The organism is Dinghuibacter silviterrae, from assembly GCF_004366355.1.
In the GTDB taxonomy this organism is placed as follows: Bacteria; Bacteroidota; Bacteroidia; order Chitinophagales; family Chitinophagaceae; genus Dinghuibacter; species Dinghuibacter silviterrae.
Window position 1 is genome coordinate 676785 of record NZ_SODV01000001.1, and the last position, 14627, is coordinate 691411.

Annotated in this window: 14 protein-coding genes; 3 read left to right on the forward strand and 11 right to left on the reverse strand. The window is 54.4% G+C overall.

All coding sequences use genetic code 11. From position 1 onward, the window contains the following. Nucleotides 1-77: 77 nt before the first annotated feature. The 4 genes from EDB95_RS02985 to EDB95_RS03000 all read right to left on the reverse strand — a co-directional run bounded on the left by EDB95_RS02985 (nucleotide 78) and on the right by EDB95_RS03000 (nucleotide 6561). Nucleotides 78-1085: a hypothetical protein gene (locus tag EDB95_RS02985; protein WP_133990431.1), complete on the reverse strand. Its 1008-nt coding sequence runs from the start codon at nucleotides 1083-1085 to the stop codon at nucleotides 78-80. Nucleotides 1086-1123: 38 nt separating this feature from the next. Next, complete coding sequence (locus EDB95_RS02990) at nucleotides 1124-2236, reverse strand: exonuclease/endonuclease/phosphatase family protein (RefSeq protein WP_133990433.1); 1113 nt, start codon at nucleotides 2234-2236, stop codon at nucleotides 1124-1126. Between the two features lie 66 nt (nucleotides 2237-2302). Continuing rightward, complete coding sequence (locus EDB95_RS02995) at nucleotides 2303-3709, reverse strand: hypothetical protein (protein ID WP_133990435.1); 1407 nt, start codon at nucleotides 3707-3709, stop codon at nucleotides 2303-2305. A gap of 11 nt (nucleotides 3710-3720) precedes the next feature. Then, on the reverse strand, nucleotides 3721-6561 hold the full coding sequence (locus tag EDB95_RS03000) for a TonB-dependent receptor (RefSeq protein WP_133990437.1): 2841 nt from the start codon (nucleotides 6559-6561) through the stop codon (nucleotides 3721-3723). Nucleotides 6562-6813: 252 nt separating this feature from the next. Between EDB95_RS03000 and uvrB the strand changes: the two genes are divergently transcribed. Then, on the forward strand, nucleotides 6814-8853 hold the full coding sequence (uvrB, locus tag EDB95_RS03005) for an excinuclease ABC subunit UvrB (protein ID WP_133990439.1): 2040 nt from the start codon (nucleotides 6814-6816) through the stop codon (nucleotides 8851-8853). A gap of 114 nt (nucleotides 8854-8967) precedes the next feature. Further along, a complete protein-coding gene (locus EDB95_RS27215; protein ID WP_162852466.1) occupies nucleotides 8968-9114 on the forward strand; it encodes a hypothetical protein in 147 nt (48 codons plus the stop codon). Nucleotides 9115-9624: 510 nt separating this feature from the next. Here EDB95_RS27215 and EDB95_RS03010 read toward each other — a convergent pair. The 7 genes from EDB95_RS03010 to EDB95_RS03040 form a co-directional block, all read right to left on the reverse strand. Then, nucleotides 9625-10050 carry an HvfX family Cu-binding RiPP maturation protein gene (locus EDB95_RS03010; RefSeq protein WP_133990441.1) on the reverse strand — a complete coding sequence of 142 codons (426 nt, stop codon included), beginning with the start codon at nucleotides 10048-10050 and terminating at the stop codon, nucleotides 9625-9627. An 11-nt stretch (nucleotides 10051-10061) separates the two neighbouring features. Then, complete coding sequence (locus EDB95_RS03015; RefSeq protein ID WP_133990443.1) at nucleotides 10062-10847, reverse strand: HvfC/BufC N-terminal domain-containing protein; 786 nt, start codon at nucleotides 10845-10847, stop codon at nucleotides 10062-10064. After that, nucleotides 10828-11664 carry an HvfB family MNIO-type RiPP peptide maturase gene (locus EDB95_RS03020; protein ID WP_133990445.1) on the reverse strand — a complete coding sequence of 279 codons (837 nt, stop codon included), beginning with the start codon at nucleotides 11662-11664 and terminating at the stop codon, nucleotides 10828-10830. Before EDB95_RS03020 ends, EDB95_RS03015 begins: the two co-directional genes overlap by 20 nt. 54 nt (nucleotides 11665-11718) lie before the next feature. After that, the gene (locus EDB95_RS03025; RefSeq protein ID WP_133990447.1) at nucleotides 11719-12006 is read right to left on the reverse strand and encodes a hypothetical protein; all 288 of its coding nucleotides are present in this window, start codon (nucleotides 12004-12006) and stop codon (nucleotides 11719-11721) included. A 66-nt stretch (nucleotides 12007-12072) separates the two neighbouring features. Then, entirely contained in the window at nucleotides 12073-12306 is a 234-nt protein-coding gene (locus EDB95_RS03030) for an anti-sigma factor family protein (RefSeq protein ID WP_133990449.1), read from the reverse strand. After that, a complete protein-coding gene (locus EDB95_RS03035) occupies nucleotides 12303-12860 on the reverse strand; it encodes a sigma-70 family RNA polymerase sigma factor (protein ID WP_133990451.1) in 558 nt (185 codons plus the stop codon). Before EDB95_RS03035 ends, EDB95_RS03030 begins: the two co-directional genes overlap by 4 nt. Before the next feature lie 69 nt (nucleotides 12861-12929). Then, complete coding sequence (locus EDB95_RS03040) at nucleotides 12930-13694, reverse strand: Bax inhibitor-1/YccA family protein (RefSeq protein WP_133990453.1); 765 nt, start codon at nucleotides 13692-13694, stop codon at nucleotides 12930-12932. A gap of 172 nt (nucleotides 13695-13866) precedes the next feature. Here EDB95_RS03040 and EDB95_RS03045 point away from each other — a divergent pair, with 172 nt between their 5' ends. Continuing rightward, nucleotides 13867-14607 (forward strand): ParA family protein, encoded by a 741-nt coding sequence (locus tag EDB95_RS03045; RefSeq protein WP_133990455.1) that lies wholly within the window; start codon nucleotides 13867-13869, stop codon nucleotides 14605-14607. Nucleotides 14608-14627: the final 20 nt, after the last annotated feature.

The following is a 14627-nucleotide window of genomic DNA, read 5'->3' on the forward strand; positions in this document are numbered from 1 at the left end:
CGAAGATACGGCTGATGGGGCAGGCGGCCAGCGGGGGGCAAAAAAACCGGGCAAACGGTTGCACCCGGCCCTTACCCTTAGTGCCTGGCCAATTGCACCTTCAGCCGGTCAATCTCCTCCTGCTGCGCCTTTAATTCGGTTTGAAGTTGCAGCAGCAATGTTTGCTGCTCGTTCATCTTTTTATCCGCCTCGACAGAATACAAGGTCAGTTCCTCTATTTTTTGAAGCAACTGGGTGGTAAAGGCACTCAGTTCAACACCCTCTTTTTGCATTTGTACCGCCGTCGCGATACCGGGAAGGTGATGATTTGACCGAACGTACGCACCAATGTCGCTCAAGGCGGATAGCCGGTAGGTACTGTCAAACACGAAATCTGCACCGGAAGTGTTGACGGTAACCCCAGTGGCGCGGATCGTCCCGTTTACATCCAGGCGATACGCGGTATTCACCTGCGAAGTCTCCCCTATGAGTACATTTGAAGTACTGCTGCCATTGATAATTACATTGTTGCCGATAGGATTGAGAAACAGCGGCAAGGTATTAAAGGACTGAAGAACGGCTCCCGAGCCATACCCTCCAATCCCCAGGTTTGACCCGTTTTGGGCCAGGTCGATGGCATAGGTCACAGGATTGGACCAATTGAAGGTATTGGTTTGCACCACCTGTAGCGCATTTGCCGGATTGGCAATACCAATACCCACATTCCCACCCTGCGGGTTTAACGCAAGACCGGTGGAAACACCGGTATTATAATTTTGCGCCTGTATCCCCGCAACGCTTTGAGCCGGGATGAAGAAGGCGATCTGAGCATTGGCGGCAGGATTGGGACTTTCAAAAAGCGCCATATTGGACCCTATACCGTTGTATTTATTCACGAGCGTGAATACCCCCAACGAAAGTCCTCCCTGTGTCTTGTAATATACCGAATCCAATACGGTCAGCTTACTCAATGTCCAGCCGGGAGAGGAGCCAATCCCAACAAATCCGGTATTGGAATTATAAATGTTATTGCCGGTCGTTGTCCATTGTGCAAAAAGACAGTGGGCCGTCGAAACAAGGCAAACGAGCAAAAGCGTCCTTTTCATATTATATGGTTTGGGGCAGCAAACGAATATAATAAAATTTAGGGATCCTTCGGACTCACCCCATTCCTGTTCGCCTTCACGGCCACCCTCACACAAACTGGATACTTATTGGAAAACTGCCACAACGCCTGTATCACCGTATCCGGCGCCGAGGTATTCGCCACGGGACTCGTGCTGTTGATGTCCACCCCCAACCGGTTCCCGTCATTTCCTATAGTCACATACGAATGCGGCACGTAGTGCATATAATTTGTCCCGGACACCAGCCAGGGCGACACAAAAATATGGTCATACCACGACTTAGCCCCTCCGCTGGTCCCACAGGCATTGGGCACAGTGGCGGACAACCGCGTCGAGGTCGTCAGGTAGGGGCCATAACGGTAAGGCGTCCCATCCCAGTTCCCCGGATAGGTAAGGGCCCTGTCCGGATAATAGGGCGGGTCGGACAAAAGCGTTGCAGAATCGGTCGACGTCACGAGCGCCTGGTAACCGGCCTCATCGCTGAGCCTTGTATTGAAATCACCCATCACAATAAGGTTGGGGTAAAAAGCAAATTCCGCCCGGAGCGCCGTTGCTTCCTCGGTCACCTGGCGGTCCCGGTCCGTGCTGGAAGAACCCGATTGGGTGTGATTCACCAGGATGTACAAAAAGGTCGTATCGTGCGTGATCGACAAATTGACGTCATTGTAATAAAGCGTATAGAGGTCGAAGTCGGTAATATCCCGGACCAACGTCTGTGTGCGCACGTAGGTCATCTTTCGGGTATTATAAAACAACACCGACACATCCGCCTGCCCGGTGGCGCCGGTGGGGGTGCAATAGGCATAACCCGAAGGCAGGTCCGAAGCGACGATCTCATCCGCCAGGTTTCCGGAAGCCCCGGGCGTAAACGGAAAGGGATTCATTTTTTCACAGCTCAGGAGGTCCGGGTGCACATACCCCACGATGGTACGTAGATAGCCGTCCAGGGCGGCCGGTGGCGCCTGGCAATAGTCTCCATAGCTCAGGACGTTGTACGCCATGACCGTCAGGGTATCCGCTTTGTCGACCGTACCCGCCAACGGCAGAGTGTCAATAGAAGACCCAGACCCGGAACCCTTCTTGGAGCAACTGACAAGCCCCAGCACGCAAATGATCAGAAACAGTCTCATAGTATAAAAAGAAAAAACACCGGGAGCAGGCTCGCCCCCGATGTTTTGTATGGGATAATGGATGGACTAGTGTTGGTTGCCGCTGCCATTGATCTGGTAGCACCCCAGGTCAGCACCCGGAGGCGTCACCTCGGAGGCCCCGTAGATCGCGCCCATGGGGACGACCGTCATCGGGGCAACCGCCGTGGTGGTTCCTTTCCCGATCAGGGCGGACTTTGACGACAGGTGGAAGTCAAAGGACCCGATGGCCGTATAGGCAAACAGGGGTTCGCCCACTACCGGGAGGGGATAGTTCACAAACTCCGGGTTCAGCTGTTGTACGGCCGGTGTCCCGTCATACGCATTGGCGGGCGGATTCGGATAGTAGAAATTCGCAGGCAGATAGGTGGAAGGATTGGGCAGGTCTGTCGGCATCGGCTTGGTGCACACACCGCCAAAAGTGAAGAACTGGTCGGCGATCACCAGGGAGTCGGCCCATTGGTAGTTGTACCCGTAGGTCAGGTGGGCCGTGTCAGCGACGGGGTTGTTGACGACGCGGTAGCCTACCCGGCAGTTGATGAAGACGTTGTTAAAGAAAGCCCCGGCGGCACCTTGTTCAAAGTCGATACCCCCGGCACGGGCGCCCGGTACGATCTGTACACCCCCGTTGACGAAGGTGGTGTTGTACATGACGATGTTCGTCTGGGGAGCGCCTACGCCCTGGCCTTTGTTGGAAGCCTTCTGGCCGTTATAAGCGGTACCGATGAAGAAGTTATACCCCATGGTCCCGACGGTGCCCCCTTTACAGTTGAGGATGTCCCCACCCGATCCGCCGCACTTCTCCATCGTGTTACGGAACAAGTGAATTTTCCCGCTGGAGATACGGACGGCGTCGTCCGTCCCACCGTAGAGCCAGCAGTCCTCCATGATGAAGTAGCCGTTGGGGTTTTGGAAAAGAATATTAAACGACGTACCGGCGCTTTCGTTGACCTGGGCGCCGTCCGCGGTCCCATAGTTGGCACCGGCGAAGTCGATGTGCGTCCATTTCAACACCAGCATGGTGCAGCTCGTATCGCACATGATCCCTCTCCAAAGACCGATGTGAGCCGAATCCTGGTCGATGGGCAAATTGGGGGTGTTGTTTTTGCGAACGCCCGGAACAGTAAATACGTTGGGGGCGTCTTTGGTACCGATGCTGGCCAGGACTCCGTGTACCACGATACCGGCGCTGTTCGTCACATTGATGGTTACACCGGACTGGATGAGCAGGGTATCGCCCCGGGGGATGATGATGTCACCGCCGAGCGTATAGGTCTTGCCCGCGAGCATGACCCCTTTGATGGAACCGCTGAGGGGCGTGGAATCACTGATCACCCCCCCGGTCGGCGCCGGAACTACGTATTTGGAAAGGTTGGATTTATCCTCCGCCCATTTGTTACAAGAGGCGAAAATGCCACAGGTAACAAGAAGAAGTAATATTTTCTGTGTGTTCATACAGTATCGTTTTAGAATTTATACCTCAGACCACCGAGGTAGCTGATCTTGTACATGTCTTTTTCGGCAACGGTATAGTTGCTCCCGGAATCCTGGAAGGGAATCGAGTACCCCTTGAAGTTGGCATCCACCGTCGTGTAAGGCTGTTTGATGAAAAACTTCGCAGGTGCGTTGGTCAGGTTGTTGATCTTGGCGTAGAAAAAGAATCCTTTGAGGATCCGCTTTTCGAAGGACAGGTCCAACTGACCGAAGGGTTTTTGCCAGATGTCCAGGCCTGCATATTGGGATACCTGGGCGATCCGGGAACCGGTATAGGCAAAGGCAAGCTGTACGTTGAGGCCGAATTTGGGGTCTTTATACAAGAAGGAGACGTTCCCGACATTGTCTGCCTGACCTTGCAAAGGACGGGACTGGTTGACGGAGTCCGTGACGACCGAGGTGCCGTTCGACGTCGTCACCTGGTGGTACAACAACTTGATCGTCGTGATCCTAGAGTGCGTATAGGTATAGTTGGCCGACACGCCGAACTTTCCGAAGAATTTGGCAATGACGACTTCGGCGCCGATGTTGGTAGCGCTGTTCGTATTCTGCGGCTGGATGTACAGGCTGCTCGGGCTGTTGTCCCTGGTCACGAAATATTCGATCGGGTTTTCCAGTTTTTTGTAGAAGCCGCCGATCAGGAACTGGTCGGTCAGACCGGGGAAAAGTTCGTACCGGAGGTCGAGGTTGTCAGCCCTTACGTGTTTCAGCTCGGGGTTCCCGATCTCGGTGAACACTTCGCCAGGCAGGTTATAGGGAACATACTCGCCAAAGCCGGGACGGCTGATCGACTTGAAATACGACAACCGGAGGTTTTGGTTCTCACTGATGAAATACTTGAAGTGCACGCTGGGCAGCACGTCGGTATAATGAACCGTACCGCTGGCGCCGACCGGGTAGGTTTCCGGCAGGGTGGTGGTGTAGTCCATATTCGTGTTTTCCACGCGTACACCGCCCAGGACCTGGAGGGACTTCACGACCATGAACTTGGCCTGGATATAGCCCGCCCCTGTTTTTTCGTGGGCAGTATAGGTATTGGCACCGACAGCGGTATTGTACCCATAAGCGTCGCCCGGGGTTTGGAAGTAAAGGGGCAGTTGGTCGATCCCGTGGAAGGGCGTAGTCGCCTGGACGTCTGCCTGGAGGGAATAGGCATCATAATAGTTGGTCCGGGTCTTATACCGATACAGACCGCCAGTCATGAATTCGACATCCCTTTTAAAGATCCTTGGCTTATAAGTAAGGTTGAGGTAACCTGCTTCGTCCTGGTCCGTATTGTGTTCCCATACACGGTTCATGATACCGGTGGAGGGTTGAACGGTGGAATCCACGCTGACGATTTTGCCGTTGTTGGTCGTTACCGTTGCGTCAAAACTGTACCAGGATTGGTCAGGCATTTTCTTTTCGGCCTTGGAATACACACCGCTCCAGTCCAGCTTTACCTTTTCGCCCAACTGGTGTTCCCCGTGCAGGGTAGCGTTGGCGATGTTCTGGATCGTCCAGGTGCTCCGGTATTCCGGGGACAACTGGGATTGCGTATTGGAGGAGTTCAGACCCACGGTCGTGTCGGGCGTATAGCGCGTCTCGTACTCGTTCTGGTGCAGATAAAGACCAAAGAGGGAGATCGTGTTTTTGCTGTTGAACACATAGTCGATCTTACCCTGCAAGCCCAGACGATTGGTTTGGGTACTGTATTGACGGATATAAGAATCTGAGAAATTCAGCGTGTTGGCTGTCGGTTGGAAAACGGGCTGGGCGTCGGGAACCAGTCTTTTTGAAGTCGAGCCTTCGTAAAAGTTCTGGTAGCTGGCCGACAGGATCACCCCCAGCTTTTTGTTCAGGAACCGGTCGCCGATGGTCATCCCCAGGGTGCTGTTGATGGGATTGCTTTTATCCGAATAGTTGAAAATGTTGGTCGGAAAATCACCGGGATAGGTCGCTGCATAGTTGTTGCCGTTGACTTCGGCGGGCGACTTCTTGTTGATGCCCGAATGGGGAAAGCCCAAAAACGGCTGGGTGTTGAAGATCGTGGAGTACCCACCGGAGCCGTTGACCGAAAACAGGAAACGTTCGGGCGCGTTCTTCATCACCAGGTTCATCGTACCCCCGATCGCATCGCCTTCCATGTTGGGCGTCAGTGCCTTGATGATTTCGAGGCGGTCGATCATTTCAGAGGGGAAGATGTCCATCGGGACAAAGCGATACTTGTCGTCCGGGCTCGGGATCTTGACGCCGTTGACCAGGGTGTTGTTGTAGCGTTGGTCCATCCCGCGTATGATAGCGTAACGGCCTTCCCCGGTATTGCTCCGTTGGATGGTCACACCGCTCACGCGTTGCAGGGCGTTGGCCACCGTCACGTCGGGCGACAATTCAATGTTCTTGGCAGACAAAAGGTTCATCACGTTGTCTGCTTTCTTTTCGATCAGACGCGCGCTTTGGTCGTTCGTCCCGTTACCCGCACCTTGTACGGTGATGGTAGTGATTTCCTTGGCGGCGCTCTCCAGGGTGAAGTCGACTTCCTTGTCTCCGTTCGCGTCATCGATGATGACTTCCACGTGTTCCGGCTCCTTATATCCCACATATTTCACTTCCAGCTCATATTTCCCGGCCGGTACGTGTTTCAGGTTGAAAGTCCCGTCCAGGTTTACGACGGTCGCATACCTTGTGTGTTCGAGAGTAACAGTGGCGCCAATCAGGGGTTCGCCGGTCTCCTTGTCGGTGACCTTCCCCTTGATTCCCCCGGCCCAGAGGGAGGAGGCGCCCAGACATGCCAGCCCCACCAGGGAGCTTATTCGCAGCAATTTATTGGACATTGATCAGTTGGTTTTGAGACCGCAAAGTAACAGGAGGGAAAAGGGGGAAAAAAGGACCAGGGGAAACTTAAAGGTTATGTAAAGATTTCTTTAAATTTTCGTAATAATTAACTCAAAATCTGCTCAGAATCCGGCCCGGAGCCATTTACGGCCACCCGCCGGCCCAGCGGGCCCGGGTCTCAGGTGTCTCGGCCCGGTGTGGTCCCGGGCGCGGATATTTCGGTATTTTTACCCCCTTAACCTATCGCCTCCATGCCTTTCGAACTCGTCTCCCCCTATACCCCCTCCGGCGACCAGCCGGAGGCCATCCGTCAGCTCACCGAGGGGATCCTGAACGGTGAGAAATACCAAACCCTCCTTGGCGTCACCGGTTCCGGGAAGACCTTTACCATGGCCAACGTCATCCAGAACGTCCAAAGACCCACCCTCGTCCTGACCCACAACAAGACCCTCGTCGCCCAACTGTACGGGGAGTTCCGGTCTTTTTTCCCCAACAACGCCATCGAATACTTCGTCTCGTATTACGACTACTACCAGCCCGAGGCATACATGCCCGTTAGCGACACCTATATCGAAAAAGACCTGTCCATCAACGAAGAGCTCGACAAGCTCCGCCTCCGGGCCACGTCCAACCTCCTCACCGGCCGTCGCGACATCCTGGTCGTCGCCAGCGTGAGCTGTATCTATGGTATGGGCAACCCCACCGAATACGAAAACGGCATCATCCGCGTTGCCGCCGGACAAGTCCTCAGCCGTCAGGGTTTTCTCCACGCCCTCGTGAACGCCCTCTACAGCCGCACCCAGATCGACTTCAACCGCGGCCAGTTCCGTGTCAAGGGAGACACCGTCGACATCAATCTTCCCTATGTCGACTACGCCTACCGCATCACCTTCTTCGGAGACGAAATAGAAACCATCGAAAGCTTCGATCCCGCGACGGGCAAACGCATTGGGACCATGGAACACGCCGCCATTTTCCCCGCCAATCTGTATGTCGCCCCCAAAAACATGCTCCAGCAGATCCTTTATGAAATGCAGGACGAGCTCGCCGGCCAGGTCGACTACTTCAAAAACAACGGCCGGTACATCGAAGCCCAACGCCTCGGGGAACGCGTCAACTACGACATCGAGATGATCCGCGAGCTGGGCTACTGCAACGGCATCGAAAACTACTCCCGCTTTTTCGACCGCCGCAACCCCGGAACCCGGCCATTTTGTCTCCTAGACTATTTCCCCAAAGACTTCCTGATCATGATCGACGAAAGCCACCAAACCATCCCGCAGGTCAGCGGCATGTACGGTGGCGACCGCAGCCGCAAGCTCATCCTCGTCGACTACGGCTTCCGCCTGCCTTCTGCCCTCGACAACCGCCCCCTCAACTTCCACGAATTCGATTCCCTGCTCAACCAGGCCGTCTTCGTCTCCGCCACCCCCGGTGAATACGAACTCGAACAAACCGGCGGCATCGTCGTCGAACAGGTGGTCCGCCCCACCGGCCTCCTCGATCCCCCCATCGAGATACGGCCCAGCGACGGCCAGATCGACGACCTCCTCCACGAGATCGCCCAAAGGGCCGCCCGCCGGGAACGCATCCTCGTCACCACGCTCACCAAGCGCATGGCCGAAGAGCTCGACAAATACCTCCACCGCATCAACATCAAGTCCAAGTATATCCACAGCGAGGTCCACACCCTCGACCGCGTCGAGATCCTCCGCCAGCTCCGTCTCGGGGAGATCGACGTCCTCGTCGGCGTCAACCTCCTCCGCGAAGGCCTCGACCTCCCCGAAGTCACCCTTGTCGCCATCCTCGACGCCGACAAAGAGGGCTTCCTCCGCAACGAAAAGTCTCTTACCCAAACCGCCGGCCGCGCCGCCCGAAACGTCGACGGCAAAGTCATCTTCTACGCCGATACCATGACCGAAAGCATGCAGCGCACCATAGACGAGACCAACCGCCGCCGCGACAAACAGATCGCCTACAACGAGCTCCACGGCATCCAACCCAAGACCGTTCAAAAATCCAAAGAACAAGTCTTTGCCCAAACCTCCGTGCTCGACATCAAAGGCTACGACCCCCGCGACCCCTACGCCCTCGCCCCCGACTCCGAGCTCGTCCCCGCCGTCGCCGAAGAACAGGAAACCTACAAAACAATCCCCCAACTCGAAAAGGGCATCACCACCGTCAAAAAGGAAATGGAAAAGGCCGCCCGCGACCTCGACTTCATGGAAGCGGCGCGTTTGCGCGATGAGATGTATGCGCTGCAAAAGCAGCTCACCGAGCTGAAGAAATAAGATTTTATTCTACATACTTCTATATAGTACTATTCCCACTGCTGGCGGATTGCAGCCAAGATAATTTCTCTTTTTACTATTGCTTATATCAAAAATGAATTTTACATTTGTTGTATGAAGAAACAACATGTAAAAGAACTGACCGCCGCTATTCGTCGCTCGGGGGGAACCCTTTGCTTCCAAAGTGGCCGCCCAATACTTCCTCCTAAGAGCAGGCTTTATTACGGCAGAGGACTTGAAACCCCAAAAAAGAAAGTCTAAAAAATGAGTTATCAACTTCTACTGCCCATTGAAAAAAGTCACATCCGGACTCTCTGGAAAGGGTTTTGGAATGGCATTTCCTTTTTTAAGCCTGTCTCTTATTCAGTATCCTACAAGGGACTAGATAAACAGGTACAAGAAATAATGAATGAGATTGCCAAAGTGGAGGACACAGAAGAATTGAAAAGGTCCTTTGAGGAGGCGCTTATCAAAACAAGCAATGGATTACTCGAAAAAAAGTCCTTCACCAAGCGCTAAACCGACTGTTCAATCCCCCACCGTTATTGCGCAAAAATTTGTCGGACCAGTACCCGATCCGGATACACTTGCAAAGTATGAGCAAGTCAGCCCTGGGGTCTGTGATCCTCGTAGTGTCTCTCTTTTTTTACGGCATTTATCGCGGGTTTCCCGGATCAGCAGCGACAATCGCCGCCAGTGTAATTATTGGATTGGCGTCTGTCTTCATTTGGCGCAGATTTAAAAAGCCAAAAGGCGGTGAGACTGATAAGTCTAATGTCTAGCCCGCCCCAGCAAATAGTCTACGCTCAACCTCCCACCCCCACTCACCAACAACACCCCCAACAACAACAAGTAATACAGCGGAATCTCAAACCCGTTATTCCCCGCCTCAAACCCATGCCCCCAATGCACCGTGGCAATGGCAACAACAAGCAGGATCATCAGCGGTATGGTAATCACCCTGGTCCCCAAACCAAGAACAAGCAATACGACACCCACGGCCTCCGTCGTTGCCGACAGGTACGCGTTTAAAAACGGCGCCGGTATGTGCAGCGACGCAAACCACTCCGCCACATCGGAAATATTTTTCCACTTCTCGATGCACGTAGTATAAAAGCCATACCCCAAAACGAGACGGATAGCCAAAAGAAGGATCGGCTGCAGGGTCTCGACCCTGCGGATCATGCGTTGATACATAGAAAGTTTTTTTAGCGTCGGGCGCCACGGATAAACCGGAGCCCGGATAAGTGTTGAAAAAAAGCAGGTGCTTCCGCCAGCAAAAGCGCTGCCGGTGCCTCAGGGTGTTGTTCCAGGAAAGCGGCCAGCGAACAGCCGGTCGTGATCAGCCCGTCCAGCAGCCACGCGAATGTCAGCGACAGGTCGATGAACTGCACCTCACCGGTCTCGGGGTCGCGGAAGGCCAGGACCGCATATTGTCCCGGTTCCGCATCCGGCTTACCGAGGTGGACGGGGTAAGAAAACAGGAGCAACCGGTGTTCAGGGTGAAAAACAAGGGTATCCTGCGTCCAGTTGCGAACGGGCCCGTAGGCGGGAACCGGCAGGTCTTCCATCATATACAGCTCGATTTCGGTCCATTCGAAGAAGAGGAGTTCCAAAAGGAAGGGGTATTTGTCGAGGAGCCCGGCCGGCCGGCCTGGGGCCTCCGCGATCCCCTGAACAAACTCCATAAACTCCATCGGCATCCGCCACACCTGGGCCTCCTGGCAATCGTGTTCCGCAAAAAACCGGTAGACCAGCGTCTCCCAGTCGAAAGGGTCGAGCGCCGCGACCGTCAGCGGGTAGGCGCTTTCAAGGCCGTCGGCGATGACGTTCCGCGCGAGGCGGCGATACTGTTCCAGGCGGTCGGGCAGCGCTCCGGGGACCCCGGCGGCCTCGTCGCTGCGGCAATACCGGGCCAGGGCCTGCTGCGCGGCCAGCGTTACAGGCAACAGCGTATCCTGCGGCGGCAGCGTTTCAAGCGACAGCGACCTCATGGCTCCAGTTTTTAGCGCAAATCCCCTCCAGGCGATCAAGCTCCGCCTGTAGCTCAGAGAGCTCCGGAATATTATAATCCCGCTCCAGCAACACCGGCACCGGCCGCTCCAGGCGAGAGATGGCGTAGTCGAAAAGGTCGTAGACCGGGTCGATGATCGGCTGCCCGTGTGTGTCGATGATCAAATCGGGAGACACCTGCTCGTGCCCGGCCATGTGGATGTACATCACCTTGTCCAGCGGAAGGGCATCGATAAAGGTGAATGCGTCGTACCCATGGTTAAACGCATTTACAAAAACATTGTTGACGTCCAACAGAAGCCCGCAACCGGAGAGGCGCACGACTTCGTTGATAAAGTCGACTTCACTCATTTCGGCCGCAACCGGTGTATAGTAGGAAACGATCTCTAAACCAAGGGGCATGCCCAGAAAATCCTGGACCTCCTGGACCCGCCGGGCCACATGTTGCGCCGCATCCCGCCGGAAGGGGATGGGCAGCAGGTCGTACAGGTGCGCGTTGTCACACTTGGAAAAGCTGAGGTGTTCGGTATAGACGCGGATGTCGTAGTCCCTCAAAAAGGAACGAACCTGGGATAAAAATTTCCGGTCCAGGGCGTCCGGACTCCCGATGGACAGCGACAGGCCGTGGGCGTGTACCGGGAACCGATCGCGGACTTCCCTGAAATTCTTAGCCCAGAAACCACCGATGTTCATCCAGTTTTCTGGGGCTACTTCGAAAAAGGCCGGTTGCAGTATACCCTTGTCCAGGAAATCCGCGGAGAATTCCTTGCGGAGACCAAGACCGACATAAGTATTCATAGCAGAATTTTTTGTAAGAGTGAGCGGAGCCCGCAACGAGCTCCGCTCAAAGGATTAATTACCCCCGCATTTTCCCTGGCCGCACTTGCCGTCCTTGCCCTTGCCTTTGCTCTTGCTGTCTTTCTTTGCTGCGCACTTATGGTCCTTCGATTTCGTCGTATCCGACTTCCCGGCACCGCAAGTGCCTTCGAGCAGGCCGCTCCTGAGCTCGACCCCGCTTCCCAGGGTCTTAAAATGTAAAGAGGCGGCTTCGGCATTCCCTTGAAGACCGAACAAAGAGCCGGCGATCAGGCTTCCGGCAACAAGAAATTTGGCAGCGTGTTGTTGTGTCAGATTCGACATAAAGATGTGTTTTCCGGGTAGACGACAACACATCTGATTCCTTACAAGGAAGTTTGCAAAGTTTTGTTAAAGGCCCCGGAGGCGGTCGGCCATTGCTTTTTTCTCCTGGTCGGAGAGGGTCGCATCATTATGATGGTGAACGTGATGAATCAATATTTTGTTCTGCCGGTTGAAGCGCCTGCAGAACACACAAAGGAAGAGGTGAAGGCGCAGACGAAGCCCGCGGGACAGCGTCAGCTTCCCTTCCTCCCTCCGGGAGATCCAATCGGTGGCTTCTTCACATGTGACCATCAACCTCATACAAACCAATTCCTTTCGAGGCACTGCCGCAGGTGGAGCTTTGCCCTGTGGAGCAGTACCCAATAATTAGACGACGAAATACACAACTCCTTACAGATGTCCTCCGAATCCAGGTCGTCCAGGTATTTCATGGTAAACACCGCCGCCTGTATCCGGGCCAGCTTTTCCTTACAACGCTCCAGGACCCCATAAAATTCCTTTTTTTCTACAGAAGAACCATGGGCACCGCCCCAATCCCGGGGTGCCGTATCCCCCCTCCAGTGCTCGGCCTCGTCAAAAAAGACGTGTTCGTCTTCCCGGCTTTCTTCCAGCCTCCCCACAATGTTCCGGGCCTCGGCCCTGTAGTGGTCCACGATCTTGTTGCGCAGGATGCTGTACAGCCAGGTCTTTTCGGACGCCTGTCCCTCAAAGGACCCCAACCCCTTCCAGGCCGCAATAAACGTCTCCTGGACCAGGTCCCTGGCCAGCTCTCCATCGCTCACCCGGACAAGGGCGAAACGGTACAGGAGGTCCGCGTATTGGTCAACCCACAGGTTGGGATCGCACGTATGCATTATGCGCAAATATAAAGCGGGCCGGAAAAGATCCCGGCCCGCTTGTCTTATTTTTCCAAAAAATATATACTACCTGCGGCGGCCAAACAGGCGCAGCATCATCAGGAAGAGGTTGATGAAGTCCAGGTACAGGTTCAGGGCGCCCATGATGGCGACCTTCCTGATCGTGGGATCTTCTACATTGACCCCGGCCCCGATATTTTTCAGCTTTTGCACGTCGTATGCGGTAAGACCCGTGAAAACCAGTACCCCGATAAAGCTGATGACGTATTCCATCTGGGAGCTGTGGAGGAACATGTTGATGACGGAAGCGACGATGATCCCGATAAGCCCCATGATCATGATCGAGCCGAAACCCGTCAGGTCCTTTTTCGTGGTATACCCCATGACGGCCATCACGCCGAACATGGCGGCGGAAGAGAAGAAGCAGGTCGCAACGGAGGACGCCGTATAACCGAGCAGGATGACGCTAAAGCTGATCCCGTTGATCAGGGCATACAGGACAAAGAGCAGGGCCATAACGGAGGCCGACAGTCGCTGGTAGCCAAAAGACATCAGCAACACAAAACCCAGGGGGGCAAAAATCACAAGATAGCCAAGACCTGTGGGAACAAGCCGGCCAACCGCGTTCGGGGCAAACATAAAGCTCAACAGCGTGTCGGCATTGCTGGCAAAAATATAGGCGGTGACACCGGTGATCGCAAGGGCGCCGAACATCCAGAGAAATACGTTCGACATAAAAGACTTGGCTACCGCTCCCCGTTCGAACTCGCTCAGGACCGTTACCTTCTCGGTGCGATAGTTGTCTTTGGAAAGATTAATGTTGTTTTCCATAAAAAGTACAATAAGAATTTCCATGCAATTTACAGCACTTATTCCGAAATTGGAGTTGCCGCGACAGCCTAAAAGGTTAAATTAGGCTGTCGCGGCAACACCTCTGATGATTGCCCTTCGGGCAGGTCGCCTCCAGCGACCTTTGGTGTTAATAAAAATCTTATCTTAGGGCATGACAACCATAGCTTTGTATAACCTGAAAGGGGGCGTGGGCAAGACCGCCTGCTGTGTCAATTTCGCCTATTTGTCCGCCCTGGACGGGTATAAGACGCTGCTCTGGGACCTCGATCCGCAGGGGTCGACGACGTTTTATTACCAGGTAAAGCCAAAGCTGAAGGGCGGCATCAAGAATTTCATCACACAGGCCTCAGACCTTGAGGAAGCCGTCATGAATACGGACTATGACCACCTCGACATCATCCCGGCCGACCAGTCTGCCAAAAGCCTGGACGTCATGATTGAGGAGATGAAACATTCGAGGAAAAAGCTCAAAAACGTCATCCACACCTTCAAAAAGGACTACGATTTCGTCTTCATGGACTGCCCGCCGGGGCTTTCGGTCCTGGCGGAAAACATCGTTATGGCCGCCGACATCATCCTCATGCCCGTCATCCCCACGACCCTTTCGGCGCGAACGTATGAGATGGTGAAGTCTTTTTTCAAGGAAAAAGAACTCGACCCCGCAAAGCTGACCTGCTTTTTTACCATGGTGGACCTCCGCAAAAACCTGCACAACGAGATCATGGAAACGCTGTACAAGGACAAACACTTCTTTCAAAGCTATATTCCTTACCTCTCGGACGTCGAGAAAATGGGGATTTACCAGGCGCCTGTGGAAGTTTTTGCCCGTTCCAGCTACGCCGCCCAGTGTTACCGCGACCTTTGGGCGGAGATCAAGGAAGGGGTGCTTTGACGCGCCCCCTGTGGCCCGCA

What these genes read in the sequence shown, in the direction of transcription:
- EDB95_RS02990 (WP_133990433.1), bottom strand. Translation starts at nt 2,236, where the DNA reads ATGAGACTGTTTCTGATCATTTGCGTGCTGGGGCTTGTCAGTTGCTCC.
- EDB95_RS03000 (WP_133990437.1), bottom strand. Translation starts at nt 6,561, where the DNA reads ATGTCCAATAAATTGCTGCGAATAAGCTCCCTGGTGGGGCTGGCATGT.
- EDB95_RS02995 (WP_133990435.1), bottom strand. Translation starts at nt 3,709, where the DNA reads ATGAACACACAGAAAATATTACTTCTTCTTGTTACCTGTGGCATTTTC.
- EDB95_RS03045 (WP_133990455.1), top strand. Translation starts at nt 13,867, where the DNA reads ATGACAACCATAGCTTTGTATAACCTGAAAGGGGGCGTGGGCAAGACC.
- uvrB (WP_133990439.1), top strand. Translation starts at nt 6,814, where the DNA reads ATGCCTTTCGAACTCGTCTCCCCCTATACCCCCTCCGGCGACCAGCCG.
- EDB95_RS03035 (WP_133990451.1), bottom strand. Translation starts at nt 12,860, where the DNA reads ATGCATACGTGCGATCCCAACCTGTGGGTTGACCAATACGCGGACCTC.
- EDB95_RS03010 (WP_133990441.1), bottom strand. Translation starts at nt 10,050, where the DNA reads ATGTATCAACGCATGATCCGCAGGGTCGAGACCCTGCAGCCGATCCTT.
- EDB95_RS03015 (WP_133990443.1), bottom strand. Translation starts at nt 10,847, where the DNA reads ATGAGGTCGCTGTCGCTTGAAACGCTGCCGCCGCAGGATACGCTGTTG.
- EDB95_RS02985 (WP_133990431.1), bottom strand. Translation starts at nt 1,085, where the DNA reads ATGAAAAGGACGCTTTTGCTCGTTTGCCTTGTTTCGACGGCCCACTGT.
- EDB95_RS03025 (WP_133990447.1), bottom strand. Translation starts at nt 12,006, where the DNA reads ATGTCGAATCTGACACAACAACACGCTGCCAAATTTCTTGTTGCCGGA.
- EDB95_RS03040 (WP_133990453.1), bottom strand. Translation starts at nt 13,694, where the DNA reads ATGGAAAACAACATTAATCTTTCCAAAGACAACTATCGCACCGAGAAG.
- EDB95_RS03020 (WP_133990445.1), bottom strand. Translation starts at nt 11,664, where the DNA reads ATGAATACTTATGTCGGTCTTGGTCTCCGCAAGGAATTCTCCGCGGAT.
- EDB95_RS27215 (WP_162852466.1), top strand. Translation starts at nt 8,968, where the DNA reads ATGAAGAAACAACATGTAAAAGAACTGACCGCCGCTATTCGTCGCTCG.
- EDB95_RS03030 (WP_133990449.1), bottom strand. Translation starts at nt 12,306, where the DNA reads ATGAGGTTGATGGTCACATGTGAAGAAGCCACCGATTGGATCTCCCGG.